Origin of the sequence: Streptomyces sp. A5-4 (genome assembly GCF_051131715.1) — a bacterium.
In the GTDB taxonomy this organism is placed as follows: Bacteria; Actinomycetota; Actinomycetes; order Streptomycetales; family Streptomycetaceae; genus Streptomyces.
The window spans coordinates 7,941,134-7,966,950 of sequence record NZ_CP178591.1; the positions used below are offsets into that span (position 1 = coordinate 7,941,134).

General features: G+C 72.0%; 22 protein-coding genes and 1 pseudogene. 17 read left to right on the plus strand and 6 right to left on the minus strand.

The window, feature by feature from the left end; all coding sequences use genetic code 11:
* The first annotated feature begins 117 nt into the window (after window positions 1–117).
* The 11 genes and pseudogenes from ACLLJJ_RS37145 to ACLLJJ_RS37195 all read left to right on the plus strand — a co-directional run bounded on the left by ACLLJJ_RS37145 (window position 118) and on the right by ACLLJJ_RS37195 (window position 13,182).
* Window positions 118–2,529, plus strand: coding sequence for an MFS transporter (locus tag ACLLJJ_RS37145; protein WP_434599090.1), 2,412 nt, complete (start codon window positions 118–120; stop codon window positions 2,527–2,529).
* 154 nt (window positions 2,530–2,683) lie between these two features.
* Window positions 2,684–5,167: a SpoIIE family protein phosphatase gene (locus ACLLJJ_RS37150; RefSeq protein WP_434599091.1), complete on the plus strand. Its 2,484-nt coding sequence runs from the start codon at window positions 2,684–2,686 to the stop codon at window positions 5,165–5,167.
* Window positions 5,168–5,287: 120 nt separating this feature from the next.
* Window positions 5,288–6,013 (plus strand): class I SAM-dependent methyltransferase, encoded by a 726-nt coding sequence (locus ACLLJJ_RS37155; RefSeq protein ID WP_434599093.1) that lies wholly within the window; start codon window positions 5,288–5,290, stop codon window positions 6,011–6,013.
* Window positions 6,014–6,026: 13 nt separating this feature from the next.
* Window positions 6,027–6,415, plus strand: a pseudogene (locus ACLLJJ_RS37160) (dihydroxy-acid dehydratase); the annotation flags it as partial.
* A 199-nt stretch (window positions 6,416–6,614) separates the two neighbouring features.
* Window positions 6,615–6,785, plus strand: a complete 171-nt coding sequence (locus tag ACLLJJ_RS37165; RefSeq protein ID WP_434599094.1) for a hypothetical protein — start codon at window positions 6,615–6,617, stop codon at window positions 6,783–6,785.
* Window positions 6,786–6,872: 87 nt separating this feature from the next.
* On the plus strand, window positions 6,873–7,706 hold the full coding sequence (locus tag ACLLJJ_RS37170) for a M55 family metallopeptidase (protein WP_434599095.1): 834 nt from the start codon (window positions 6,873–6,875) through the stop codon (window positions 7,704–7,706).
* Between the two features lies 1 nt (window position 7,707).
* Complete coding sequence (locus ACLLJJ_RS37175; protein WP_434600628.1) at window positions 7,708–9,081, plus strand: M20/M25/M40 family metallo-hydrolase; 1,374 nt, start codon at window positions 7,708–7,710, stop codon at window positions 9,079–9,081.
* 52 nt (window positions 9,082–9,133) lie between these two features.
* Entirely contained in the window at window positions 9,134–11,149 is a 2,016-nt protein-coding gene (locus tag ACLLJJ_RS37180) for a prolyl oligopeptidase family serine peptidase (protein WP_434599096.1), read from the plus strand.
* Window positions 11,146–12,096, plus strand: a complete 951-nt coding sequence (locus ACLLJJ_RS37185; RefSeq protein WP_434599097.1) for a S66 peptidase family protein — start codon at window positions 11,146–11,148, stop codon at window positions 12,094–12,096. The genes ACLLJJ_RS37180 and ACLLJJ_RS37185 overlap by 4 nt, the downstream gene beginning before the upstream one ends.
* Window positions 12,097–12,314: 218 nt before the next feature.
* Window positions 12,315–12,461 (plus strand): hypothetical protein, encoded by a 147-nt coding sequence (locus tag ACLLJJ_RS37190; protein WP_434599098.1) that lies wholly within the window; start codon window positions 12,315–12,317, stop codon window positions 12,459–12,461.
* Window positions 12,462–12,624: 163 nt separating this feature from the next.
* The gene (locus ACLLJJ_RS37195) at window positions 12,625–13,182 is read left to right on the plus strand and encodes a GNAT family N-acetyltransferase (protein WP_434599100.1); all 558 of its coding nucleotides are present in this window, start codon (window positions 12,625–12,627) and stop codon (window positions 13,180–13,182) included.
* Window positions 13,183–13,211: 29 nt separating this feature from the next.
* Here ACLLJJ_RS37195 and ACLLJJ_RS37200 read toward each other — a convergent pair whose 3' ends face one another.
* Window positions 13,212–13,547, minus strand: coding sequence for a DUF6204 family protein (locus tag ACLLJJ_RS37200; protein ID WP_434599101.1), 336 nt, complete (start codon window positions 13,545–13,547; stop codon window positions 13,212–13,214).
* 196 nt (window positions 13,548–13,743) lie between these two features.
* Here ACLLJJ_RS37200 and ACLLJJ_RS37205 point away from each other — a divergent pair, with 196 nt between their 5' ends.
* Window positions 13,744–15,729: a DUF5107 domain-containing protein gene (locus ACLLJJ_RS37205; protein ID WP_434599102.1), complete on the plus strand. Its 1,986-nt coding sequence runs from the start codon at window positions 13,744–13,746 to the stop codon at window positions 15,727–15,729.
* Between the two features lie 3 nt (window positions 15,730–15,732).
* Here ACLLJJ_RS37205 and ACLLJJ_RS37210 read toward each other — a convergent pair whose 3' ends face one another.
* Complete coding sequence (locus ACLLJJ_RS37210; RefSeq protein WP_434599104.1) at window positions 15,733–16,086, minus strand: VOC family protein; 354 nt, start codon at window positions 16,084–16,086, stop codon at window positions 15,733–15,735.
* A 102-nt stretch (window positions 16,087–16,188) separates the two neighbouring features.
* On the opposite strand from ACLLJJ_RS37210, the gene ACLLJJ_RS37215 reads away from it, so the two are divergent.
* Entirely contained in the window at window positions 16,189–16,686 is a 498-nt protein-coding gene (locus ACLLJJ_RS37215) for a GNAT family N-acetyltransferase (RefSeq protein ID WP_434599105.1), read from the plus strand.
* Between the two features lie 34 nt (window positions 16,687–16,720).
* Here ACLLJJ_RS37215 and ACLLJJ_RS37220 read toward each other — a convergent pair whose 3' ends face one another.
* Window positions 16,721–17,530, minus strand: coding sequence for a class I SAM-dependent methyltransferase (locus ACLLJJ_RS37220; protein WP_434599106.1), 810 nt, complete (start codon window positions 17,528–17,530; stop codon window positions 16,721–16,723).
* 302 nt (window positions 17,531–17,832) lie between these two features.
* Between ACLLJJ_RS37220 and ACLLJJ_RS37225 the strand changes: the two genes are divergently transcribed.
* From ACLLJJ_RS37225 to ligD, 3 genes are all read left to right on the plus strand, one after another.
* Window positions 17,833–19,182 (plus strand): NAD(P)/FAD-dependent oxidoreductase, encoded by a 1,350-nt coding sequence (locus tag ACLLJJ_RS37225; RefSeq protein WP_434599108.1) that lies wholly within the window; start codon window positions 17,833–17,835, stop codon window positions 19,180–19,182.
* Window position 19,183: 1 nt separating this feature from the next.
* On the plus strand, window positions 19,184–21,049 hold the full coding sequence (locus ACLLJJ_RS37230; RefSeq protein ID WP_434599109.1) for a transketolase: 1,866 nt from the start codon (window positions 19,184–19,186) through the stop codon (window positions 21,047–21,049).
* A 175-nt stretch (window positions 21,050–21,224) separates the two neighbouring features.
* A complete protein-coding gene (gene ligD / locus ACLLJJ_RS37235; RefSeq protein ID WP_434599110.1) occupies window positions 21,225–22,142 on the plus strand; it encodes a non-homologous end-joining DNA ligase in 918 nt (305 codons plus the stop codon).
* A 125-nt stretch (window positions 22,143–22,267) separates the two neighbouring features.
* Here ligD and ACLLJJ_RS37240 read toward each other — a convergent pair whose 3' ends face one another.
* A complete protein-coding gene (locus ACLLJJ_RS37240) occupies window positions 22,268–23,782 on the minus strand; it encodes a bifunctional phosphatase PAP2/diacylglycerol kinase family protein (protein WP_434599111.1) in 1,515 nt (504 codons plus the stop codon).
* 160 nt (window positions 23,783–23,942) lie between these two features.
* Here ACLLJJ_RS37240 and ACLLJJ_RS37245 point away from each other — a divergent pair, with 160 nt between their 5' ends.
* Window positions 23,943–24,518, plus strand: a complete 576-nt coding sequence (locus ACLLJJ_RS37245) for a TIGR03086 family metal-binding protein (protein WP_434599112.1) — start codon at window positions 23,943–23,945, stop codon at window positions 24,516–24,518.
* A gap of 88 nt (window positions 24,519–24,606) precedes the next feature.
* Here ACLLJJ_RS37245 and ACLLJJ_RS37250 read toward each other — a convergent pair whose 3' ends face one another.
* Entirely contained in the window at window positions 24,607–25,152 is a 546-nt protein-coding gene (locus tag ACLLJJ_RS37250; protein WP_434599113.1) for a type 1 glutamine amidotransferase domain-containing protein, read from the minus strand.
* 8 nt (window positions 25,153–25,160) lie between these two features.
* Complete coding sequence (locus tag ACLLJJ_RS37255) at window positions 25,161–25,550, minus strand: CBS domain-containing protein (protein WP_434599115.1); 390 nt, start codon at window positions 25,548–25,550, stop codon at window positions 25,161–25,163.
* Window positions 25,551–25,817: the final 267 nt, after the last annotated feature.

The window sequence follows — 25,817 nt, forward strand, 5'->3', positions numbered from 1 at the left end:
CGGAACCGCCCGCGTACGCCTCCCACGTCAATCGTCTGACTTGCTCCCAGTTGTCGCGTAATGCGAAACATGGGCGGCGCAGGTGTGACGGCGCGCGTGTGACGAGGGGAGCAGTACGTGGGCGGGACCACTCTGACGAAGGACGGGCAGGCCGCGCGGCGACCCGCCCCCGAACCGGCCCTGGGGGCGGCGCCCCCGCCACCCGGGGTCATCGTGACAGCACCGGTCCGGGCCGAGGCGCTCAGTCCGCGCCGTATCCGGCTGGTCTTCTGCGGGCTGATGCTGGCCCTGCTGCTCGCGGCGCTCGAACAGATGATCGTCGCGACCGCCCTGCCGAAGATCGTCGGTGAACTCCAGGGCCTGGACCGGATGTCCTGGGCGATCACCGCCTATCTGCTGACCTCCACGATCGGCCTGCCGATCTACGGAAAGCTGGGCGACCTCTTCGGCCGCAAGGGCATCTTCCAGTTCGCGATCGTCGTGTTCATCGTGGGCTCGGCGCTGGCCGGCTGGTCGCGCACCATGGACCAGCTCATCGCATTCCGCGCCATCCAGGGCATCGGCGCGGGCGGCCTCATGATCGGCGTCCAGGCGATCATCGCGGACATCGTGCCGCCCAGGGACCGCGGCCGTTTCATGGGCCTCATCGGTGCCGCGTTCGGCCTCGCGTCCGTCGCGGGGCCACTGCTCGGCGGCTTCTTCACCGACCACGCCTCGTGGCGCTGGTGCTTCTACATCAACGTGCCCTTCGGCCTGGTCACCATGGCCGTCATCGCCGTGGTGCTCAAGCTCCCCAAGCCCACCGTGCGACCGCGGCTCGATGTGCTCGGCGCGATCCTGCTCGCCGCCGCCTCCACCTGCCTGGTCCTGCTGACCAGTTGGGGCGGTACGGAGTACGACTGGGACTCGCGCGTCATCCTGGGCCTCGCCGCGGGCGCCGCCGGATCGACACTGCTGTTCATCGTCGTCGAGCACCACGCACCCGAACCGATCATCCCGCTGCGGCTGTTCCGCGACTCGATCTTCAACATCACCGGTCTGGTCGGCGCCGTCGTCGGCATCGCGCTCTTCGGCGCGGCCAGCTATCTGCCGACCTTCCTGCAGATGGTGGACGGCGCGAGCGCCACCGAGTCCGGGCTGCTGATGCTCCCGATGATGGGTGGCGTCGTCATCGCCTCCATCGTCTCCGGGCAACTCATCAGCCGCACCGGCCACTACCGGATCTACCCCGTCATCGGCGGAGCCTGCTCCGCGCTCGGCATGTGGCTGCTGTCCCGCCTCGAAGTCGACACCTCGCGGCTGCAGTACAGCATCTGGATGGCCGTCCTCGGCATCGGCATCGGTCTGGTCCTGCCGGTGCTGGTCCTCGCCGTGCAGAACTCCGTGCACCCCTCCGACCTCGGCACCGCCACCAGCGCCAACAACTACTTCCGGCAGATCGGCGGCAGCGTCGGAGCGGCCGTGTTCGGCACGCTCTTCGCCGGACGCCTCACCGACGCCCTCGCCGACAGGCTGCCCGCGGGCGCGGGTCTGCCCGACCCCTCGGGCATCACCCCGCAACTGGTGCACGCCATGCCGCCCGCCGTGCGCGACGCCTACATCGAGGCGTACGCCGAGGCCATGCCGCGGATCTTCCTCTACCTCGTGCCGGTGCTCGTGCTCGGCCTGCTCATCGCCTGCTTCCTCAAGGAGAAACCGCTGGTGTCCCACAACGCCCCCACCGCCGAGCCCGCGGCCGTCCCCGCGGCCCGCATCACCGCGCCCTTCCTGTCGGGCGTCCCGGTCTGCGGCACGGTCCAGCACCACGACGGCAGTACCGTCCCGCGCGCCGCCCTCACGCTCATCGACGTGACGGGACGGCAGGTCGGCCGTGGCGCGAGCGGCGACGACGGCCGGTACGCGATGAGCGTGCCGGGAGCCGGGGCGTACGTCCTGATCGCGGCGGCCGGCGGACACCAACCGCAGGCGGTCACCGTCACCGTCGGCGAACGGACCGTGGACCTCGATGTGGTGCTCGGCGGCGCGGGCCGGCTCTCCGGGGTCGTCCGCACGGCGGACGGCAGTCCGGTGCGGGACGCCGCGGTGACCCTCACCGATGTGCGCGGCGACGTCGTCGCCTCCACGCGCACCGGGCGCGAGGGCGGCTACCTGATCACCGAGCTGGTGGCGGGGGAGTACACGCTGGCCGCGAGCGCCCCCGCGTTCCGACCCGCCGCGCTCCCGGTGAGCCTGCAGGCCGCGCGCGAGACCCGGCAGGACATCGAGCTGGCGGGCGGCGCGGTGCTGCGCGGCACCGTACGGGCCAGTGCGGGCCGGCCGGTCGAGGACGCGCGCGTGACGCTCCTGGACGCGGCCGGCAACGTCGTGGACACCCTGACCACCGGCCCCGACGGGACTTTCCGCTTCGTCGACCTCTCGTCCGGCGAGTACACCGTGATCGCCGCCGGGTATCCGCCGGTGGCCACCGTGCTTCAGGTCGCGGGTGGCGGACGCACCGAACGCGATCTCCAACTGGGCCACGAGGACTGACTTCCGCGTCGGCTGCCGGAGCAGGGGAAAAGGCCGTGCGCGCGGGCGCACGACCTTTTCGGTCGTTGGCCCCCGCCCGGAGGGCCGATGGTCGTACGGTGGTGAGGACCGCAGATCCTTGCGGCGGGAAGGGAGCTTGCATCCCCCAATGGACATGGACCGTCGTACTCCGCAGCCGGCTGTCACCGGCCGGATTCCGCTCGCCGTGGTCGTCGTGGACGGCGCCGGACTCGTGTCGCACTGGTCCACCGGTGCGCGGCGGCTGTTCGGGCCTGCCCGGGAAGAAGCGGTGGGTCGTCCCGCGACCGACCTGATGCCGGTCTCCGGTGCGCTCGCCGACGACGCCGCCTACACGGCGTACGAGTCCTACGAGGGCCTCGACCCGGGGCTCGACGACTCGCTGAACGGGCTCACCGCCTACCCTGCCGCGGGCCGGGCCAGGCTCTCCGAGCCGGGGCGCGCGCAGCTCGATGTGCTGTGGTGGGCCTACCCGCTGGTCGGGCCGGGATCCGAGCGCCTTCTCGTACTCGCCGCGGACGCCGCCCAGTTGCAGAGGGAGCACGCGGAGGATGGCGAGGAGGACGACGGTACGGGGCGGATAGCGCCCGGCTTCGCCCTGCACACCGAGTTCAGCGGCGCCGAGGAGCTGGCCGGGCGGTTGCCCGAGATCCTGCCGAGCATGAGCGTGGGCGAATCGGGCCGGATCGTCGCCCAGGTGCTCGAACTGGGCTACCCGGTGCTGGAGTTCAGTCGGCACGACCGGGTGCCCGTCACACCCGACTGGGGTGTGCCGCAACGGGCGGAGCGCAGGGCACGGCGGCGGGCGGCGCAGGCTGCCGCGGCCACCGGGAAGCAGCCCGTCGGCGCACGGTCCGAGGAGAACGTCGACCTCGAATACGCGGCGGTCCGCGAGCGGCTCGAATTCCTCAACGAGGTGAGCGGACGCATCGGTTCCTCGCTAGATCTCTCCCGCACCATCCTGGAGGTCAGCGCGGCCGTGGTGCCACGCTTCACCGATGTCGCGGGCACCTATCTGCGCGAGCAGGTCATCGCGGGCGAGGGCTTTCCCGACGGGCCGCCGGACGCGACGACCATGTGGTACCGCGTCGCCATGGAGCACGTCGACGCGCCGGGGCGCTGGGACGACGTGGTACCGGTCGGCGAGTCGATGCCCTTCCCGGTGCAGACGCCCTTCTTCCAGTGCATGACGACGGGCGATCCGGTGCTGGTGCCGCGCATCAGCGAGGAGATGGGCACCGCCATCGCCTCCCAGTTCGAGAAGCGCGACATCCGGCCCCTGATCAGCGGTCGCTCCATGCTGGTGGTGCCGCTCAAGGCCCGCAATGTGGTGCTGGGATTCATGATCCTGCTGCGTCATCCCGGGCGTGACCTGTTCAACGACATGGACCGGGTCACCGGCGCCGAACTGGCCGCTCGTGCTGGGCTCGTCCTCGACAACGCCCGCATGTACACGCACCAGGAGAACGTCGCCGAGACCCTCCAGGACAGCATGCTGCCGAAGATCGCGCCCCGGATGGCGGGCTGCGACACGGCGACGCGTTACCTCCCCGGCACTCTCCTGGGGCGCGTCGGCGGTGACTGGTTCGACTCCATCAAGCTGCCCGGGTCGCGGACCGCGCTGGTGGTCGGTGACGTCATGGGGCACGGGCTCAACTCGGCTGCCATGATGGGGCAGTTGCGGACGGCCGTGCAGACCATGGCGGCCCTCGACCTGCCGCCCGAGCAGCTCCTGCGCAACTTGGACGACCTGGCCCAGCGCCTCGGCGAGCACTACCTGGCGACGTGCCTGTACGCCGTCTACGATCCGATCCGCAGCGAACTGCTGATGGCGAACGCGGGACACATCCCGCCCGTGGTCGTGCGGGCGGCCGACGGCCGGAGCGACCTCCTCGACCTGCCGACGGGCGCGCCGATCGGCGTCGGCGGGGTCCCCTTCGAGTCCGTACGGATTCCCGTCGAGCCCGGCGACCGCCTCATCATGTGCACGGACGGCCTGGTCGAGGTGCGGGGCGAGGACATAGCGGTGGGGCTGGCGACGCTGTGCGAGTCTGCGGCGCACCCGGCGGCGTCGATGGACGACGCCTGCGACACCATCATCCGTGCCCTGGCCGCATCGTCCTGGAAAGAGGGGCAGGGCGGACGCAAGGACGACGTGGCGCTGCTGATGGCCAGGCTCAATGGCATCCCAGAGCAGGACGTGGCGGCGTGGCAGCTGGCGTGCGACCCGCGGGAGGCGGGCCGGGCCCGACGGCTGGTGCGGGGACAACTGGCCGTCTGGGGCGCCGAAGAGGTGACGGACCAGGTGGAGTTGCTGGTCGGCGAGGTCGTCACCAACGCGATCCGGCACGCCCGGCGCCGTCCGGTCGAGCTGCGCCTGGTACGCACCGACGTACTGCTCTGCGAGGTCGAGGACGACTGCCACACCCTGCCGGCGCTGATGAGCGCGGGGCCCGGCGACGAGACGGGGCGCGGGCTCGCGGTGGTGAGCGCGCTGGCGCGAGAGTGGGGCACCAGCCGTACCGGCGACGGCAAGACGGTGTGGTTCGAGGTGCCGCTGCCGTACCAGGGGCGGGGTGGGGGGATGCGGCGTACGAGTCGTGCGCCGGGGCGTGCGTGAAGCGCGCCGGATCGAACGCCGAGTGAAAGTACGCGCCGAGAGCTTGTCGGCGTAACCCAGAAGCGGTAGACCGATCTTGACGTGATGTCAGAGCGGTGATGACACCCTGGGGAGCTGGGCATGAGCGTGACAAGTCGGTACATGGACGCCTGGGAAGGTTTCTGGCGGGAGGCTCCCAGCGAGCCGGGATCGGTTTTCTGGGACGCGGAACCGGCCCTCACCGTGGGCCTGCATCTCGCCCTCTTCGAGCCGCACATGCCGGAGCCCGGCCTGGCCATGCTCGACCTCGGCTGCGGCAACGGAACCCAGACGTTCTTCCTGGCCGACCGGTACCCCCGGGTGGCCGGCGTCGACCTGTCCGCCGCCGCCATCGCGCAGGCCCAGCACCTCGATCCGCTCGGCCGGATCAGGTTCCAGCAGCTCGACGCCTCGGACAAGGAGGCGGTGCGCGCGCTCCACGCCGAACTCGGCGACGCGCAGGTCTACATGCGTGGGGTCCTGCACCAGTGCGAGCCCGCCGAGCGGCAGCCGGTGGCCGACGCCATCGCGGTGCTGGTGGGGGAGCGGGGCAGGGCGTTCGTGGTGGAGCCCGCGGAGGCGGCGCGGACGGTGCTGATGGGCCTGGCGCAGGGGGCCGCGGGGCCCCCGGCCAAGCTCGCCCCGATCTTCGCGCACGGCATCACGCCGGGCGAGATGCCGGACGCGGAAATGCCCGGCCTGTTCTCCGCGGCCGGCCTGACGGTGCTCGCGGGCGGAGAACAGCCGCTGAGTACAACGGAGTTCGCACCGGACGGGACGCGCATCGAGCTGCCGTCGAGGTGGCTGGTCGTGGGCCGTTCGGTGTGAGGTCGTAGTCGGGGGCGGCGACTATCTGATGGAGGACTTCCACTTCGCGGGCGGACTCCCGGCGTTTTTGGCCCAGTTGACGGACGTGCTGCACCTGGATCGGCCGACCGAGTGGCACGCCACGCTGCGCGAGCAGCTCGACGGCGCCCGCGTCCACAACGCTGACGTCATCCGCCCCCGCGAGAACCCCCTCGCACCCGAGGGCGGGGTGGCCGTGCTGCGCGGCAACCTGTGTCCGGACGGCGCGGTCATCAAGCACATCGCCGCCGAGCCGCACCTGCTCAAGCACACCCGGGCCCGCCGTCGTCTTCGGTGACCTACCGCACGATGCGGCGGACCATCGACGATCCGCAGCTCGGTATCACCGCCGACCATGTCCTGGTGCTGCGGGGCGCGGGCCCGAGCAGATCACGCAGGCCGCCACCGGCTGCGACTTCGCGTTCCTCGCCGTACAGGGCTCCGCCCCCGACCCGTACGCGGGCTGAGCATCCGCGTCGTACCACCCGCACACTTCTTGATCGAAATCTCGCACGATGTCCGGCAAGTGCTTTGCGCGCTGGTCGGCCGTCCCTGAGAACGGAGAAGAGTCACGGCCCAAGCCGTGGCTGTGGCCAAGCCACCACCGTCACCACCGCGCCGCGGCTCCCAGGAGAGCGGGCCGTCGGTGAAGACCTTGGTGAAGTTGTCGAGGCCCGCCGCGCGCGACGTGCGCCACCCCGAAGGGGAGATTCACCCGGACCGGATCGTCCGGCCGCCCGACGACCAGGCCTGATTCCGGGGGACGACGCCAGTGGTCCACACCTGAGGCGGTCCTGACAGACCTGGCCCGGGTGCCCGCCGACGCGTAACGTGATGCCGCATGAAGATCCTCATCAGCGCCGACATGGAGGGCGCCACCGGTGTCACCTGGCCGGCCGACGTGCTGCCGGGCACCCCGCAGTGGGAGCGCTGCCGTTCCCTGTTCACCTCGGACGTGAACGCGGCCGTTCTCGGGTTCTTCGACGGGGGCGCCGACGAGGTGCTCATCAACGAAGCACACTGGACCATGCGCAACCTGCTCCTGGAGCGGCTGGACGACCGGGCCGAGATGCTGACCGGCCGCCACAAGTCCCTGAGCATGGTCGAGGGCGTCCAGCACGGGGACGTGGACGGCATCGCCTTCGTCGGCTATCACACCGGCGCCGGGACCGAGGGTGTGCTCGCGCACACCTATCTCGCGAACTCCATCACGGGCGTGTGGGTGAACGGCGCGCGGGCGAGCGAGGGCCTGCTCAACTCGCATGTCGTCGCTGAGTACGGCGTCCCTGTGGTGCTCGTCACCGGCGACGATCTGACCTGCGTGGACGCCAAGGGGTACGCTCCAGCGGCGCGCATGGTGGCGGTGAAGGACCACGTCTCGCGGTACGCCGCGGTGTGCCGCACCCCGGCCCGTACCGCCAGGGACATCAGGGCGGCGGCCAAGGAGGCGGCGGCCCTCGCCGTGCGGCACGACCCGGTGCACGGCGTCGCGTTCACGGTGGAGCTGGAGTTCGACGCGGAACACCTCTCGGCGGTCGCGACCGTGGTACCAGGGGTGGAGCCGACAGGTGAACGGCGTGTCGCCTACACCAGCGCGACGATGTATGAGGGCATTCGTACCTTCAAGGCGGTCACCACGATCGTCTCGGCCGCAGTGGAGGAGCAGTATGGCTGACATGCAGCCGAGCGACGACGGTACGACCGCCGACGCCACGACCGGCACCAACGGGTCGATCGACGCGCTCGCGCTCGACGAGGTGGTGACCTTCACCTCCGAGCTGATCCGCATCGACACCACCAACCGCGGCAGCGGCGACTGCCATGAGCGCCCGGCCGCCGAGTACGTCGCCCAGCGGCTGGCCGAGGCCGGCCTCCAGCCGGTGCTGCTGGAGCGCACCGCGGGCCGCACGAACGTGGTGGCCAGGATCGAGGGCACGGACCCCGGCGCCGACGCGCTGCTCGTCCACGGTCACCTCGACGTCGTACCCGCCGAGCCCGCCGACTGGAGCGTGCACCCCTTCTCCGGGGAGGTGCGCGACGGGGTGGTCTGGGGCCGCGGCGCGATCGACATGAAGAACATGGACGCGATGGTCCTCGCGGTCGTACGGGCCTGGGCGCGCGCCGGGGTCAGACCCCGGCGCGACATCGTCATCGCCTTCACCGCCGACGAGGAGGCCAGCGCCGTCGACGGCTCGGGATTCCTCACCGCCGACCACCCGCACCTCTTCGAGGGGTGCACGGAGGGCATCAGCGAGTCCGGTGCCTACACCTTCCACACCCGCCCCGGCATGGAGATCTATCCCATCGCCGCGGGCGAGCGCGGCACCGGCTGGCTTCGGCTCACCGGGCTCGGCACCGCCGGGCACGGGTCGAAGGTCAACCGCGACAACGCGGTGAGCAGGCTGGCCGCCGCCGTCGCCCGGATCGGCGAGCACGAATGGCCGGTGCGGCTCACCCCCACCGTCCGCGCCAGCATCATGGAGCTGGCCGCCCTGCACGACCTCGACGTACCGGACCTCGACGCACCCGACTTCGATGTGGACGCCCTGCTCAACAAGCTGGGTCCGGCCGCCGCTCTGGTCGAGGCGACGGTGCGGGGCAGCGCGAACCCGACGATGTTCAACGCCGGGTACAAGATCAACGTCATTCCCGGGCGGGCGACCGCCCATGTCGACGGGCGATTCCTGCCCGGCGGCGAGGAGGAGTTCCGCGAGACCATGGACGCGCTCACCGGGCCGCACGTGGACTGGGAGTTCCACCACCGCGAGGTGGCGCTGGAGGCGCCGACCGATTCGCCGACGTACGCGAAGCTGCGTGCGGCCGTGGAGCGGTTCGCCCCCGAGGGACATGTCGTGCCGTACTGCATGTCGGGCGGCACGGACGCCAAGCAGTTCTCCCGGCTCGGGATCACCGGCTACGGCTTCTCCCCGCTGAAGCTGCCGGTCGACTTCGACTACCAGGCGCTCTTCCACGGGGTCGACGAGCGGGTACCGGTGGAGGCACTGCACTTCGGGGTACGGGTACTTGACCACTATCTGAAGACCGCGTAGACCGCACAGATCCGGACCGACCGCAGCAGGACCACAGAGGGGGGTCGGGACCATGGTGCCGACAGTGCCGTACGGAAGCTGGCAGTCACCGATCGACGCCGCGCTCGCCGCATCGCACGACGGGCATCCGGAGTACATCGGGGTGGTCGGTGACGAGGTGTGGTGGACCGAACCACGGCCCACCGAGGGCGGCCGGCGCGCGCTGGTACGGCGACGGGTGGACGGCGCCGAGGAATCGGTGCTGCCCGCCCCCTGGAACGTACGCAGCAGAGTCATCGAGTACGGCGGGCAGCCCTGGGCGGGCGTGGCGCGCGAGGGATCCGGCCCGCTCGTCGTCTTCGTGCACTTCCCCGACCAGCGGCTCTACGCGTACGAACCGGACGCCCCCGACGCCGGACCGCGCCCGCTCACCCCGGTGTCCGAGGTCGGTGGCGGGCTGCGCTGGGTCGACCCGCAGCTGCGGCCTGAGCGCGGAGCGGCGGGCGAAGTGTGGTGCGTAATGGAGGAGTTCACCGGCGAGGCGCCCACCGACGTGCGCCGCGTCATCGTGGCCGTCCCGCTGGACGGCTCGGCCGCCCACGACCGGAGCGCGGTGCGGGAACTCTCCGACGACCGGCACCGCTTCGTCACCGGACCGCGGATCTCGGCCGACGGGCGGCGGGCCGCCTGGATCGCCTGGGACCACCCGCGGATGCCGTGGGACGGCACGCTGGTGATGCTCGGCGAGATCACCGAGGACGGCCCCTTCGAGGACGTACGGCCGGTCGCCGGGGACACCGACGAGTCGGTCGCCCAGGTCGAATGGGCGCCGGACGGCTCGCTGTTGTTCGTCTCGGACCTCGGCAACTGGTGGGAGCTGTACCGGGCCACGGCTCCCGGCGAGACCCTGCCGGGTGTCGTGGCCGGCACCGGCCTGTGCGCCGGGCGCGCCGAGGAATTCGGCGGACCACTCTGGAAGATCGGGCTGCGGTGGTTCCACCCCCTGGACAACGGCCTGATCGCCGTCATCCACGGCGCGGGCCCGACGACCCTGGGCATCCTCGACCCGGAAACGGGCGAACTCGTCGACGCGGCCGGGCCCTGGACCGAGTGGTCCGCCACCCTCGCCGTGCAGGGCAGCCGCGTCATCGGCGTCGCCGCCAGCCCGCGCAGCGCGTACGAGGTCGTTGAGCTCGACACCTGTACCGGCCACACCCGGGTCATCGGCTCCGCGCACGACGACCCGGTGGACCCCGCCTACTACCCCGAGCCGCAGCTCCGCACCTTCGTCGGCCCCGACAGCCGCGACATCCACGCCCACGTCTACCCGCCGCACAACCCCGACCACATCGCGCCGGGCGGCGAACTCCCGCCCTACGTCGTCTGGGCCCACGGCGGCCCGACCGGCCGCGCCCCGCTCGTACTCGACCTGGAGATCGCCTACTTCACCTCGCGCGGCATCGGCGTCGCCGAGGTCAACTACGGCGGATCCGCCGGGTACGGGCGCGAGTACCGCAACCGGCTGCGCGAGCAGTGGGGCGTCGTGGACGTCGAGGACTGCGCCGCCGTCGCCCTCTCGCTCGCCGAGGAGGGCACCGCCGACCCGGGCCGGCTCGCGATCCGCGGCGGCAGCGCCGGCGGCTGGACCGCGGCGACCTCGCTGACCACCACCGACGTGTACGCCTGCGGCACCATCATCTTCCCGATCCTCGACCTGGCGGGCTGGGCGACGGACGAGACCCACGACTTCGAGTCCCAGTACCTGGAGAGCCTGGTGGGGCCGATCGGCGAGTACCCGGACCGGTACCGTGACCGCTCGCCGGTGCATCACGCGGAGCGGATCACCGCGCCGTTCCTGCTGCTGCAGGGGCTCGACGACGTGATCTGCCCTCCCGTGCAGTGTGAGCGGTTCCTGGAGCGGATGGCGGGCCGCGGCATTCCGCACGCCTACATCGCCTTCGAGGGGGAGGGGCACGGCTTCCGCAGGGCCGACACCATGACCCGCGCGTTGGAGGCCGAACTGTCCCTGTACGCGCAGACCTTTGGCGTCGACCGGGCCGACGTCCCCTGCCTGGAGCTCGGCAAGTGACACCGACGTCCCCGGCCGGACCCCTGCCCCTGACCAGGCCGGAGCGGCTGGAGCCGGGGGCGCGGGTCGCCGTGGTCGCCCCCAGCGGCGGTGTGCCGCGGGAGCGGCTCGACGCGGGCCTCGACATCCTGCGGGGCTGGGACCTCGACCCGGTCGTCGCACCCCATGTGCTGGACCGCCACCGGCAGTTCGGGTACCTCGCGGGTGAGGACCGGGCGCGCGCCCACGACCTCCAGGAGGCGTGGTGCGACCCGACGGTCTCCGCGGTCCTGTGCGCGCGGGGCGGCTACGGCGCCCAGCGCATGGTGGACCTGCTCGACTGGAACGCGATGCGCGCCGCGGGCCCCAAGGTCTTCGTCGGCTACAGCGACATCACCGCGCTGCACGAGGCGTTCGCCGTACGGGCCGGCCTGACCACGCTGCACGGGCCGATGGTCGCGACGGAGGTGTTCCTCAAGGACGGCCCGACGCAGGAGTCGCTGCGGGCCACCCTCTTCGCCCCCGAGTCGGTCCGCATCCTCGGCCTTCCCACGGCCGGCGTCATGGTCCCCGGGCGGGCCCGCGGCATCACCCTGGGCGGCTGCGTCAGCCTGCTCGCCGCCGAACTCGGCACCCCGCACGCCCGCCCCGGTGCGCGAGGCGGCCTGCTGCTCATCGAGGAGATCGACGAGGAGCCGTACCGGCTCGACCGGATCCTCACCCAGCTCCTGCGCTCGGGCTGGCTGGACGGGGTCGCGGGCATCGCACTCGGCTCGTGGGAGGACTGCGGCCCGTACGACGACGTACGGACCCTGCTGTACGACCGGTTGAGCCCCCTGGGGGTCCCGGTCGTCGAGGGCCTGGGATTCGGCCACTGCCCGACCGCGCTGACCATGCCGCTGGGCGCGCCGGCCGTACTGGACACGGACACCCGCACCCTGACCCTCGACGTGCCCGCGCTGCGCTGAGGACGGTCCTTCTCGGTACCCGCCGCGTCGAGCGCGGCGGGCTCCGCTCCGGCGCGAGCGCCCGTGGCCGGCCCGCCCCGCGCCGCTCCACCGGCTGTGGCGTGACCAGCTGGGCCCCCGGTCACCCGTACGGCCCTCCCCACCGCCCGCCCGGAGCCAAGATCTGCACATCCCGGACCCCACGGCGCGGTAGTGACACTCCAGGGAAGGGCCGGAACATGAGCCCCAGGGACGCATCGGGCAGCAGCGGCAAGGGCACGGCCGGCGGCGCCTTCACACCGGGCCGGATCGCCGTCGCCGTGATCGCGATCCTGACCCTCGTCTTCATTTCGAGAACACCCGTCACGTCCGGATCCGTCTGCTGATCCCCGAAGTCACCATGCGCTCTATCTGGCGCTGCTCGCGACGGCCGCCATCGGTGCGCTGTGCGGCGGCTACTTCATGCGCAGACGCAGGTGACGGGCCCGTACGCACGCGCAGGTGACGGCGGAGAGGCCACCCGCCCCGGTCGGCGCGTAGCCTGACGGGATGCCTCGTACGACGACCGGCCCCGGCACGGCACACCGCGCGCAGGGCCCGCGGGTGACCCTGCGGACCTTCGGCCAGGACGACGCGGATGAGTTCACGGCGCTGGCGCGGGCCGGCAGAGGCCTGCACCGCCCCTGGCTCTTCCCCCCGGAGGAGACAGCCGCGTACGCCGCCTACGCGAGGCGGCTCACCGAGGACCCGACGAAGGCCGGCTTTCTGGTCTGCGAACGCCCCAGTGGCCGCATCGCGGGCTTCATCAACATCAACAACATCGTCGAGGGCGGCTTCCTGTGCGGGGCGCTGGGCTACGGCGCCTTCGCCCACGCGGCGGGCCGCGGCCTCATGAGCGAGGCCCTGGGCCTGGTGCTGCGGCACGCCTTCGAGACTCTGGGCCTGCACCGTCTGGAGGCCAACATCCAGCCCGGGAACAAGGGATCCATCGCCCTCGTCCGGCGGGCGGGCTTCCGGCTGGAGGGCCACTCGCCCGACTTCCTCTTCATCGACGGCGCCTGGCGCGACCACGAACGCTGGGCCATCACGGCCAAGGCGGCGCGCTGACGCTCCGCGCCGTCCCGGCGCCGCCCGGCTCAGCGGCCCTTTCGGTTGACCTTCATGGTGTCCATGTCGGTCGCGGTGGAGTGCAGCGCGCGGTACCCGTGCCCCAGCTCCTTCAGCGCCGTCCCGGCCTGGTCCTCGGCGAGCGCGACGGCCATCTCGTCGCCGTCCGCCGCGTCCGTGACGATCACATAGCGGTACGAGAAGTGCTTGAGCGCACGGTCGTAGGTGAGAGAGCCCTCGGGGGTGAACCGCATCCCGGTCAGGCCGTGCTCGTCCAGCTCGGAGAGCAGCGCGGCCCGGGACCCGTCCGTCAGCCCGTCCCAGGTTCCGCGCACGATCACTCGGTACGTGTGCTGCGTGCTCATCGTGTGCCCCATCCGCTGCCCCGCGCCTGCCTGCAACGGTTCAGAGTAGGTCGGCGAGGCCCGGACGCCCACCCATTATTTGCCGAACACTGGCCTACGGAGCCCCTGGTCAGGGCGGCACCCGCCGTGTTCCGATGGTTGTCGGGGCGTCGGCCATCGGAGCTGCCTGCGGCCCCCGTGAGGGAGTGAGGCTGTCTTGGCCACGACCGTGCGACGTGCCGTACTGACCCTGCCCGCCGCCCCGTTGGGGCCGCCGAATCCGCTGCCCGGACTGCGTCCTCTCGACGAGACGCACGTACTCGACGAGCGTTCGCGCGACGGGCTGCCGCGCGAGATGGCACGGCAGATCGGCTTCGGGCCGCTGCGCACCCTGCTGCCCGTGCGCGTACTCGACGGGTACGGGCGCGAACGCGCCGAGACGGATCTCGACACGATCGTCATCGAGAACGACCGGCTGCGGGCGACCGTGCTGCCCGGACTCGGCGGGCGGGTGCACTCGCTCCTCCACAAGCCGACCGGCCGTGAACTGCTCTACCGCAACCCGGTGTTCCAACCCGCCCAGTTCGCACTCAACGGCGCCTGGTTCTCCGGCGGCATCGAGTGGAACATCGGCGCCACCGGGCACACGACGCTGTCCTGCGCCCCCCTGCACGCCGCGGTCGTGCCCGCTCCCGACGGCGGTGAGATGCTCCGGCTGTGGGAGTGGGAGCGGCTGCGCGACCTGCCCTTCCAGGTCGACCTGTGGCTGCCCGCCGACTCCGACTTCCTGCACGTCGGCGTGCGGATCCGCAATCCGCACGAGCGGACCGTGCCGGTCTACTGGTGGTCCAACATCGCCGTCGACGAGGCCGCGGGCACCCGCGTCCTGGCCCCCGCCGACGAGGCCTGGCACTTCGGGTACGAACACCGTCTGCGGCGCGTGACCGTGCCCGAGTCGGACGGCGTCGACCGTACGTATCCGCCGCGCAGCGAGTACCCGGCCGACTACTTCTACGACGTGCCGGACGAGACACGGAAATGGGTGGCGTCCCTCGACGCCGACGGGCAGGGGCTCGTCCAGACCTCCACCGACCGGCTGCGCGGCCGCAAGCTCTTCCTGTGGGGCTCGGGGCGCGGCGGGCGCCGCTGGCAGGAGTGGCTGACCGAGCCGGGGACACCCGGATACGCCGAGATCCAGGCCGGCCTCGCCCGTACCCAGCTGGAGCATGTGCCGCTGGAGGCGGGCGCCGAGTTCAGCTGGCTGGAGGCGTACGGGCCGCTGACCGCCGACGCGCGGACCGTGCACGGCGAGGACTGGCGGGCGGCCCGCGAGGAGACGGACCGGCGACTGGAGAGCGCGCTGCCGCGTGAACGGCTCGACGCCGCCCACCAGGCATGGCGGCCGTACGCCGACAGCGAGCCCGTCCGGAGCCTCACCACCGGCTCCGGATGGGGCGCACTCGAAGTCCTGCGCGGCGGTTTCAAGCTGCCCGGCACGCCCTTCGACGAGTCGACGCTCGGCGAAGAGCAGCAGCCCTGGCTGGAGTTGCTGCGGGGCGGCGCTTTCCCCTACCCGCGCAAGGTCACCCCGCCGGGCCCCACCCTCGTCGGCCAGCACTGGCGGGACATGCTGGAGACCGCCCCCGCCGAGCCCCTCACCGAATACCACCTCGGCGTCGCCCAGTGGCACGCGGGCGATCTCGCGCAGGCGGTGCGCAGCTGGGAGCGAGGGCTCGGCCTCGCCCCGTCCCGCTGGCCGTTGCTGCGCTGCCTGGCCGTCGCCGACCGGCTGGCGCACAACGGGCAGCGCGCCGCCGACCTGTACGCGGAGGCCTTCGACGACCTCTGCCAGGAGCGCCGCGACGGCGAGGAGTGGACGGCGGCGACGGCAGCCCTGGGCCGCGAGGCGATCGACGCGCTCCTCGCGGCGGACAGGACCGCCGAGGCCCGAGGTGTCTGGCAGCGGCTGCGGCCCGCGGTGCGCGAGAGCGGCCGTTTCCGCCTCGCCGAGGCCAGGCTGCTGCTCGCCGAGGGGGACAGGAAGGGCGCCCGCGCGGTCTTCGACGCCGGATTCGAGGTCGCGGACCTGCGTGAGGGCGCCGAGATCCTGGGCGAGATCTGGTCCGCGCTGTCCGACGAACCGCTGCCGGACCGGTACGACTTCCGGATGCGGCCGCCCCCGGCGGCGGACCCACGGGGGTGAGCGTCAGGCGTCCGTGCGCAGGTCGACGTACTCGAAGACCGTGCCGTCCGGGTGGAGCGCAAGCAGGTTGCGGCCGGCCGGGGTCGCCATCGGGCCCACGATGATGCGGGCGCCGGCCGCGCCGAGGGCCGCGCCCGCCTCGTCCAGATCCCGCACGGCGATGGTCGCCGACACCTTGCGCAGCACCTCCAGTTCCGACTCGGGGCCGCTCATCAGGAGGAAGCAGCCCACCGCGGCCACCGAGATCCCGCCGCGCTCGTAGCGCTGCGCCCGTGTTCCCGTGAGGCGTTCGTAGAAGGCCACCGGGGCCTCCAGGTCGTCGACGCAAATGCGCAGCGTGGTTCCGAGGATCTCCATAGGGGCGAGGATAGTTGGTGGTCAGGGGCCGGGGGACGCGATTCGCCCGGCCGGAGGGGCAGTCGATTTGCCCGGCCGGGCACCGGGTGCGAAGGTCCGTGGATGAGTACGTACACCGTGACCGTCCGCCCGTACCAGGAAGCGGACTGGGACGCGGTCTCCAGGATCCATGACACGGCGCGGTGCGACGAGTTGCGTGGCCACGTCGGTGCGGACACCTTCCCCCCGCTCGCCGAAACGTATGAGGACGAAGGGTTCTTCGACGGGACCGTGTGGGTCGCCGCGGGGGGCGACGAGGGGGACGGGGCGGGCGAAGTGCTCGGCTTCGCCGCCCTCGACGACGCCGAACTGACCTGGCTCTACGTCGATCCCGCCCGCTACCGGCAGGGCATCGGGCGGCTGTTGCTCCGGCGCGCGCTGGCCGACGGCGGCGGCTCGACCGTGCGGTGCACGGTCCTCGACGGCAACGACGCGGCCCGCGCGCTCTACGAGAGCGAGGGATTCGTGCACGTCGAGACAAGGACCGGGCGCCTCGCAGGCAAGGAAGCGTTCGCCGCGACGGGCCACATCATGAAGTGGCGCCGACCGGACACCCTTTGAGGGTGTACGTGAGCCCAGGAACGCGGCCGGGCGGTCAGGCGCGCAGGAGCACTTCGCCGTGCGGGACCATGAACCACGCGTCGTCGCGGCGGCCCCACTCGCGCCATGCCTCGGCCAGCGTGGCCAGGGTCTCCTCGCGGGTGTGACCCCCGTCGACGGCGAGGCGGGCGTACCCCGACGCTGTCGTACGGTCCGCCCACAGGCCGCTCCACCAGGCGCGCTCGTCCTCGGTGGCGAAGCACCAGGCCGCCGCCGATGCCCGGATGTCGGCGAAGCCCGCGGCGCGCGCCCAGGACACGAGCCTGCGTCCCGCGTCGGGTTCGCCGCCATTGGCGCGCGCCACCCTGCGGTACAGCTCCTGCCACTCGCCCAGCCCCGGCACCTCGGGGAACCAGCTCATCGCCGCGTAGTCGCTGTCGCGCGCCGCGACGACGCCGCCGGGGCGGCACACCCGGCGCATCTCACGCAGCGCCAGCACCGGGTCACCGACGTGCTGGAGGACCTGGTGGGCGTGGACGACGTCGAAGGAGTCGTCCGGGAAGTCGAGAGCGTGCACGTCCGCGACGGCGAACTCCACATTGTCCAGCCCTCGTTCGGCGGCCGTCCCGCGAGCCAGGTCGAGCACGTCGGCGGCGGCGTCGACGCCCGTCACCCTGCCCGGGGCGACGAGAGCGGCCAGGTCGGCCGTGATGGTGCCGGGGCCGCAGCCCACGTCCAGCACATCCATCCCCGGCCGCAGCTCACCGACGAGATACGCGGCGGAGTTGGCCGCGGTGCGCCAGGTGTGCGAGCGCAGCACCGACTCGTGGTGCCCATGGGTGTAGACAGCGGTCTCCTTCGGCACGGCCGTACTCCTTCTCTCGACGCGACAGGCCGAACGCTACGCCCTCGTGTCGAATAATGAGACCCAGATATCACCATGTGGACTCGCCATGAACTCGGTCCGCGTACCGCGGTGATTGCCGAGCGGAGGCCCGGGTACCCGCGCCCCATGACCACGAACTGTTCGCAGCAAACCGTCCGGCTCCCGCGGAGGTCTCCCCGCCGCAGGACGTAACGGGCGGGATCCGGGTGTTTGCCGCGCGGCCTCGGGGGCACCGGGAAGGTCCGTCCACCGCCCGCGCCCCGTGTACGAGGTGAAGCGAAGTGACACGACAGCGTCCCCGCATTGTCATCGTCGGAGCAGGATTCGCCGGCCACCAGGCCGCCAAGTCCCTGTCCCGGACGGCCAGGGACAAAGCCGAGATCGTTCTGCTCAACCCGACCGACTACTTCCTCTATCTGCCGCTGCTGCCCCAGGTCGCCGCCGGCATCCTGGGACCGCGTCGGGTGACGGTCTCCCTCCTCGGCACTCTCCCGCGCGTGCGGCTGGTCCTCGGCGAGGCGGATCACGTCGACCTCCAAGCACGCAGCGTCCACTACACGGACCCCGAGGGGACCGGCGGCACGCTGGAGTACGACCGGCTCGTGCTGGCCGTCGGCAGTGTCAACAAACTGCTGCCGATTCCCGGCGTCGCCGAGTACGCACACGGCTTCCGCGGACTGCCCGAAGCGCTCTACCTGCGCGATCACGTCACCCGTCAGATCGAACTGGCCGCCGCCACCGACGACCCCGACGAATGCGCCAGGCGATGCACCTTCGTGGTGGTCGGCGCGGGCTACACGGGGACCGAGGTCGCCGCCCAGGGCAAGATGTTCACCGACGCCCTCGTGCGCAAGCAGCCCAGTTGGCGCCGCTCCGCGCAGAAACCGCGCTGGCTGCTTCTCGACGTCGCCCCACGGGTCCTGCCCGAGCTGGACCGGCGGCTCTCCGGAACTGCGGACCGGGTGCTCCGCGAGCGAGGCGTGGACGTACGCACCAGGACCTCCGTCAAGGAGGCCGTTTCGGACGGGGTCCTGCTGGACGACGGCGAGTTCGTCCCGACCAGGACACTGGTCTGGTGCGTCGGCGTGCGGCCCGATCCGTTGGTCTCCGAGATCGGCCTGCCCGTGGAGCGGGGCCGTCTGCTCGTCACCCCTCAATTGAACGTGCCGGGCCATCCGGAGGTCTTCGCCTGCGGGGACGCCGCCGCCGTACCCGACCTGACCAGGCCGGGGGAGTACACCCCGATGACCGCCCAGCACGCCGCCCGGCAGGGCAAAGTGGCGGCCCGCAATGTCGCCGCGTCCCTCGGGCGCGGGCAGCACCGCTCGTACAAGCACAACGACCTGGGCTTCGTCGTGGACCTCGGCGGGGTGAAGGCGGCGGCCAATCCGCTGGGCATCCCGCTGTCCGGGCCCGTCGCGGGCGCCGTCACCCGCGGCTACCACCTCGCAGCCATGCCGGGAAACCGGGTGCGGGTCGCCGCCGACTGGATACTCGACGCGGTCCTGCCGCGCCAGTCCGTGCAGTTGGGCCTCGTCCGCTCCTGGTCGGTCCCGCTCGACACCTCGTCGCCCGAACTGGCCAGGGTCCCCGACGCACCCGATCTGCCCGCAAGCCCGCCGAAGGAGTGACATGCAGAGCAAAGAACCGACAGCCGTGGCCGAACTGGGCCGACAGCTCAGGGTGGACGCGGTACGCGCCGCCGACGCGGCCGGATCGGGCCATCCCACCTCGTCGATGTCGGCGGCGGACCTCGCGGCGATGCTGCTCACCCGGCATCTGCGCTACGACTTCGACCGCCCCGACCACCCCGGCAACGACCGGCTCGTCCTCTCCAAGGGGCACGCCTCACCCCTGCTGTACGCCATGTACCGGGCGGCGGGCGTCATCGACGACGAGGAACTGCTGACCTTCCGGCGGCGCGGCAGCCGCCTCGAAGGGCATCCGACGCCCAGGATCCCCTGGGTGGACGTGGCCACCGGCTCACTCGGACAGGGGCTGCCGGTCGGTGTCGGCGTGGCGCTGGCGGGCAAGCGGCTCGACCGGCTCCCGTACCGGGTATGGGTCGTCAGCGGCGACAGCGAGATGGCGGAGGGCTCGGTGTGGGAGGCCGTCGAGCACGCGGCCGACCAGCAACTCGACAACCTGACACTGATCATCGACGTCAACCGCCTCGGGCAGCGCGGGCCCACCCGCCACGGCCGGGACCTGTCGGCGTACAGCCGCAGGCTCCGGGCGTTCGGCTGGCACACCGTGGAGATCGACGGACACGATGTCGAGGCGATCGACCGCGCCTTCGAGGAGGCGAGCGCCACCACCGGGCGGCCGACCGCCGTCATCGCCGCCACCCGCAAGGGCAGCGGGGTGGCCGCGGTCGAGGACAAGGAAGGCATGCACGGCAAGCCGCTGAAGGACGCGCAGAGCGCCGTCGAGGAACTGGGCGGGCCGCACCCCGTCCACGTGGACGTACAGAAGCCGCCCGCCGCCCGCACTCCGCACGCCACCCGCAGTGGCCATCTGTCCTTGCCGCGCTACGACTTGGGCGACGAGGTCGCCACCCGTGACGCGTACGGCGCCGCACTCGCCGCGCTCGGATCCGCGCGCGGGGACGTGGTCGCCCTGGACGGCGAGGTCGGCGACTCCACCCGGTCCCAGGCCTTCGCCGAGGAACACCCGGAGCGGTTCTTCGAGTGCTACATCGCCGAACAGCAGCTCGTCGCCGCGGCCGTCGGCCTGCAGATCCGCGGCTATGTGCCGTACGCCTCGACCTTCGCCGCGTTCCTGACCCGCGCCCACGACTTCGTCAGGATGGCCGCGATCAGCCGGGCGGGCATCAACCTCGTCGGCTCGCACGCAGGCGTCGCCATCGGCGAGGACGGGCCCTCGCAGATGGGCCTGGAAGACCTGGCGCTCTTCCGTTCCGTGCACGGCAGCACGGTCCTGTACCCCTGCGACGCCAACCAGACCGCACGGCTCGTCGCGGGCATGGCGCAGGGCGACGCGCACACCCGGGGCGTCCGCTATCTGCGCACCAGCAGGGGGGCGGCGCCCGTCGTGTACGGGCCCGACGAGGAGTTCCCGGTCGGCGGCAGCAAGCTGCTGCGTTCCGGCGACGAGGACAGGCTGACGCTGCTCGCGGTCGGCGTCACGGTCCACGAGTCGCTGCGCGCGGCGGACCTGCTGGCGCGCGAGGGCATCGCCGTGCGGGTGCTCGACCTGTACTCGGTCAAGCCCGTCGACGAGCAGGCCGTACAGACCGCGGCCGAACTGACCGGCTGCCTGGTCACGGTGGAGGACCATCATCCGCAGGGCGGCCTCGGCGACGCGGTCGCGGAGGTCTTCACCGACGGGCGCCCGGCGCCCCGGATGGTGCGGCTCGCCGTTGGGAACATGCCGGGCTCCGCGACGCCGCAGGAGCAGCTGAGCGCGGCGGGCATCGACGCGGAATCGATCGCGGCAGCGGTGAAGCTGCTGGTGGAGAAGGCGATCGTGAAATAGCCGCAGCGTCGGATTACGGATGTCGTAGGGCTCGGGCGCGCCGTGCGGTGTGGGTGGCGGGGTGCCCTGAACACTCCGCCACCCTCACTCGCGGCGCGCCGGAGCACCTGAACAGGCAGCGGCCACGGGGACAGGCAGATCACGACGGGCACGACGAGCCCAGGAGACAGAGACGATGACGAGGGACACCACGAGCGTGCGTGCCGGACGGCGCACGGTGCGGATCCATCGCCCGGCGAAGGTCCTCTTCCCGGACTGCGGTCTCACCAAGGCCGATGTGGCCGACTACTACCGGCGGATGGCGGCGTTCATGGTGCCCCAGCTGCGCGGACGGCCACTGATGCTGGAGCGCCACCCGGACGGCGTCGGTGGGCCGCGCTTCATGCAGAAGGACACTCCCGACCACTATCCGCGCTGGGTGCGCCGAGTGACGGTCGACAAGGAGGGCGGTACGGTCACCCACGCCGTGTGCGACGACAGCGCCACCCTTGTCTTCCTCGCCGATCAGGCGTGCCTGACCTTCCACCGGTGGCTCTCACGGGCCGACCGGCTCCGGTTGCCCGACCGGCTCGTCTTCGACCTCGATCCGCCGGGTGAGGACTTCCCGGCGGTGCGCGAGGCGGCCTGGCGGCTCGGCGAACTCCTCGACCAGCTCGGGCTGCCCTCCGCACTGATGACCACCGGATCCAAGGGCCTGCACGTGGTCCTGCCGCTGAACGGACACACTTCGTTCGACGAGGCCCGCGACTTCGCCAAGGAGGTCGCGCATGTCCTCGCCGACCGCCGCCCGGACGAACTGACCACGGCCGTACGCAGGAAGGCCCGCGGCGACCGCCTCTACCTGAATGTCCAGCGCAACGGCTACGCCCAGACGGCCGTGGCGCCCTGGTCGATCCGCCCCGGGCCGGGCGCGCCGGTGGCCGCGCCGGTCTCCTGGGAACAGCTGGAGGACAAGGAGCTCACCGCGCGGCGCTGGGCGGTGACAGACACCGATGACGTACTGGCACAGGCCCGCGGCAGCCCGTGGTCGGGCCTGCCGGCCAGAGGCCGGGCCCTGGGCCCGGCCCGCCGCCGCCTCGCCGCCCTGCGCTGAGGCCGTCCTGTGCGGAACGCCGGCTTCGTGTCCGGGCGAACGGCCGTGCGGCGCAAGGGAAAGGGGACAACGGCCCAAGGCCGTTGTCCCCTTTCCTCTTTACCCTGTCGGACGTCTCCGGCAATTCACAGGGCCAGCGGGCGGTACACGGTGAGGGCTTCGTCGGCCTTGTCGATGACGAATTCCTCGGGGGCGTCGACCACCTCACCGTCGAATGCGAGCAGCGTGCCCGGCGCCAGCCCGGAGATCCACACCCGGCGCAGCCGCTGCGCCGCGTGCACGGGCGAGCGGCTCAGTGGTCCGGCGAGCGCCGCGGCCAGCAGCCGCAGGCCCGGCAGCCGCCCGCCGTGCACCACGCGCACGTCCAGCAGGCCGTCGGCCATGTCGAAGCGCCGGCCGGGGGTCGGACCCATCCGCTGGTACATGCCGTTCCCGGCGAACAGCATCCACACCGAGCGTCTGCGGCTCTTGTGCTGGCCCACCTGCGCCTCCAGCGGCCGTTCGTCGCGGAGCACTTTCACCGCCGCGAGCACACCCGCGGGCCAGCCGCCGATGCGCGGCCCCCAGTGCTCCCGGATCCGCACCAGCTCCGGGTAGACGCCCAGGCTGAACGTGTTGAGGAAGTACCCCGGCTCGTCGTCGCCCCCAGGGCCCGGCGTGAAGCGGCCCAGGTCGACCTTGACGGCGTCGCCGGACGCCAGCGCCCGGCAGGTGTCGTGGACCTCCTCGATGCCCAGGTCGTACGCGAAGTGGTTCAGCGTGCCGCCGGGGAAGACCGCGAGCGGAATCCGGTGGGTCGCGGCGACCACGGCGGCCCGGTTGACCGTGCCGTCGCCACCGCAGATGCCGAGCGCCCTGCCTTCCTTGGCTGCCTTCTCCAGCGCGTCGCACAGCTCCTCGGGCTCGCACTCGACGACCTGCGCGAGAGGCAGCGCGTCCCGCACCAGGGTGGCCTTGGCAGCCGCCGAGCCCGAGCGCTTGTTGACCACGACGACCAGGTCCTGCCCACCGGGGAGCGCCGGAGCCTGGGTGTGCGGGCGCCCCGGGGCCGGCATCTGCGACCTCGTCGGTACGAGCCCGCGCACCGCGAACGCCGCCCCCACCCCCAGCGCCGCGCCGACCAGCACATCGCTCGGATAGTGGGCGCCCGTATAGACGCGGGAGACCGCGACGGCTGCCGCGACCGGCGCCACCACCGCACCCCAGCCCTTCGATTCGAGGGCCACACCCGTCGCGAAGGCGGCGGCGGACGCGGAGTGCCCGGACGGGAAGGACGTGGTGATCGGCTGGCGCTTCAGCTGCCGCACCAGCGGCACCGAGTCCAGCACCGGCCGCACCCGGCGCACCGAACGCTTGCCCACCGTGTTCACGGTGGCGGAGGCCAGCGCGAGCGAGGCGACCCCACGCACCGCCGCCCGCCGCGCACGGGTGCTGCCGCCCAGGGCCGCCAGCCCGGCGGCCGTTCCGAACCACAGCACACCATGGTTGGCGCCGTGGCTCAGGCGGGGCAGGACATAGTCGGCGCCGGGCCAGTGGCGGGCCGCCACCCCGTGAAAGATGGCCTGGTCGCGGCCGCTCAACCAGGTGGCGAGCCGGCCGGGCAGGCGGCTGGTGGGATGGTGTGTGCGTGGTGAAGACATGGTGCGCGCGTACCCGGCCGGACCGCTTCCGAATCAGCCGGTACAACCGGTCGCCTGTTCCGTCGCTCACCACAAGGAGGGTCCGGTGGGGCAGCGGCGGCTGCAGACCGGAGGCCGTTCGGATTCGCGCCGGGGCACGGGTGAGGGAACAGTGAACCCCATGGATACGAACCCTCTCCTCACGCGTCACGCCGAGGCACTCGCCCTCTTCACCGACCGGGTGCACGCGGTGCGCCAGGATCAGTGGCAGGCGCCCACTCCCTGCACGGGCTGGTCGGTGCGGGACCTGGTGCGCCACCTCGCCGAGGAGCAGCTGTGGGTGCCGGAGCTGGTCACCGCCCGGCGGACGGTCGCGGAGGTCGGTGACACCTTCAGCGGCGACGTATTGGGCGAGGACCCGGTGGCCGTCTGGGACCGGGCGGCGGCGGGGGCCCGCGCGGCGTTCGCGGAGCCGGGCGCCCTGGAGCGCCGGGTGGCGCTGTCGTACGGGGAGAGCACCGTCGCCGCCTACGGTTCGCAGATGGTCGCCGACGCCGTGGTGCACACCTGGGACCTGTCCCGGGCCATCGGGGCGGACGAGCGGCTGCCGGACGAGCTGGTGAGCTTCACGGCGCGGGAATTCGGGCCGTACTCGGCGGACCTGGAGAAGACCGGGCTGTTCGGCGCACCGGTGGAACCGCCCGCCGGGGCCGACGCCCGGACCAAGCTCCTCTCCCTGCTGGGGCGCAGGGTCTAGCGGCCGGATCTACCGGCCCCGCACGCGAACCTCCCCCGCCCGGTACCCCGGGCGGGGGAGAGGACCTGAGCGCGATCCGGCCCGTTGGTCACTGGCCGCCGGTCTTGGCGAACTCGGCGGTGAACGCCTCGCAGAACGCCTTGAGGTCGTCCGGGTTGCGGCTGGTGATCAGCGTGCCGGGGCCGCCGTCGCAGACCTTCACCTGCTCGTCGACCCAGCTGCCGCCCGCATTGCGAATATCGGTGCGCAGACTCGGCCACGAGGTCAGCGTCCTGCCCCGCAGCACGTCCGCCTCGATGAGGGTCCACGGTGCGTGACAGATCGCCGCGACCGGTTTGCCCGCGTCGAAGAAGGACTTGACGAAGGCGACCGCCTGCTCGTTCGTCCGCAGGAGGTCCGGGTTGGCCACACCGCCCGGCAGCACGAGAGCGCCGTACTCCTTGACCGAGGCGTCGTCGACCAGCTGGTCGACGGGGAAGGTGTCGGCCTTGTCGAGATGGTTGAACGCCTGGATCCGTCCCGAGTCCGTGGAGACCAGCCGGGGGGTGTGGCCCGCCTCGGTCACCGCCCGCCAGGGCTGCGTCAGTTCGACCTGCTCGACGCCTTCGGGTGCTACGAGAAATGCGATACGCATAGCGCTCCTCATTCGACTTTTCGGTTGCTGTTGCCGGGACGGAGGTCTTCGATTCTCACCACACCCAGCGGCCGCCCGTCCGCGATCACCGCCAGCCGCTCGACGGCGTGCTGCCGCATCAGAGCGACGGCCGTGGCGACCTCGTCGTCGGGACCCACGGACACCGACGAGGGCGTACACACCGACTGGGCGTTGACGGTGAGGGGATCGACGCCGTCGGCGACCGCTCGCAGAGTGATGTCCCGGTCGGTGAGCACCCCGATCAGGTGGTCTCCCTGTGCCACCAGGACATCACCGATGTCCTGCGCGCGCATCAGCTGAGCCGCTTCGACGAGCGAGGCGTCCGGACGTACGGCCGCCACACCCGCCGTCATGACTTCCCGCACGAACCGGGCCATGACTGTCCGCCTCTTCTCTTTCTTCGCTTCCGTCGCCGCCGCGCCGCCGGGATCAGTGCCGGGTACCCGGAGTGCACACGGCAAACACACGGCGGGGCGGGGGTTTGCGAGCGGGCACGCGGGTGACCCGCCCTCCAGGCCGTTCCGCAGGAAGGGCAAGGCCATGGCGGTATTGGCTGTGCTGATTCCGGCTATTGATTCCGGTTCTCGTGCCGGGCGTGCACATCGGGCCCGGCCGCTACGAGGACTTCGTACTGACGCCGACGG

Excerpts from the sequence above, each read along its gene's own strand:
- ACLLJJ_RS37195 (WP_434599100.1), top strand. The coding sequence starts at position 12,625 with ATGCCTCGTACGACGACCGGCCCCGGCACGGCACACCGCGCGCAGGGC.
- ACLLJJ_RS37255 (WP_434599115.1), bottom strand. The coding sequence starts at position 25,550 with ATGGCCCGGTTCGTGCGGGAAGTCATGACGGCGGGTGTGGCGGCCGTA.
- ACLLJJ_RS37215 (WP_434599105.1), top strand. The coding sequence starts at position 16,189 with ATGAGTACGTACACCGTGACCGTCCGCCCGTACCAGGAAGCGGACTGG.
- ACLLJJ_RS37240 (WP_434599111.1), bottom strand. The coding sequence starts at position 23,782 with ATGTCTTCACCACGCACACACCATCCCACCAGCCGCCTGCCCGGCCGG.
- ACLLJJ_RS37230 (WP_434599109.1), top strand. The coding sequence starts at position 19,184 with ATGCAGAGCAAAGAACCGACAGCCGTGGCCGAACTGGGCCGACAGCTC.
- ACLLJJ_RS37175 (WP_434600628.1), top strand. The coding sequence starts at position 7,708 with ATGCAGCCGAGCGACGACGGTACGACCGCCGACGCCACGACCGGCACC.
- ACLLJJ_RS37250 (WP_434599113.1), bottom strand. The coding sequence starts at position 25,152 with ATGCGTATCGCATTTCTCGTAGCACCCGAAGGCGTCGAGCAGGTCGAA.
- ACLLJJ_RS37155 (WP_434599093.1), top strand. The coding sequence starts at position 5,288 with ATGAGCGTGACAAGTCGGTACATGGACGCCTGGGAAGGTTTCTGGCGG.
- ACLLJJ_RS37200 (WP_434599101.1), bottom strand. The coding sequence starts at position 13,547 with ATGAGCACGCAGCACACGTACCGAGTGATCGTGCGCGGAACCTGGGAC.
- ACLLJJ_RS37210 (WP_434599104.1), bottom strand. The coding sequence starts at position 16,086 with ATGGAGATCCTCGGAACCACGCTGCGCATTTGCGTCGACGACCTGGAG.
- ACLLJJ_RS37180 (WP_434599096.1), top strand. The coding sequence starts at position 9,134 with ATGGTGCCGACAGTGCCGTACGGAAGCTGGCAGTCACCGATCGACGCC.
- ACLLJJ_RS37245 (WP_434599112.1), top strand. The coding sequence starts at position 23,943 with ATGGATACGAACCCTCTCCTCACGCGTCACGCCGAGGCACTCGCCCTC.
- ACLLJJ_RS37150 (WP_434599091.1), top strand. The coding sequence starts at position 2,684 with ATGGACCGTCGTACTCCGCAGCCGGCTGTCACCGGCCGGATTCCGCTC.
- ligD (WP_434599110.1), top strand. The coding sequence starts at position 21,225 with ATGACGAGGGACACCACGAGCGTGCGTGCCGGACGGCGCACGGTGCGG.
- ACLLJJ_RS37170 (WP_434599095.1), top strand. The coding sequence starts at position 6,873 with ATGAAGATCCTCATCAGCGCCGACATGGAGGGCGCCACCGGTGTCACC.
- ACLLJJ_RS37190 (WP_434599098.1), top strand. The coding sequence starts at position 12,315 with ATGAGCCCCAGGGACGCATCGGGCAGCAGCGGCAAGGGCACGGCCGGC.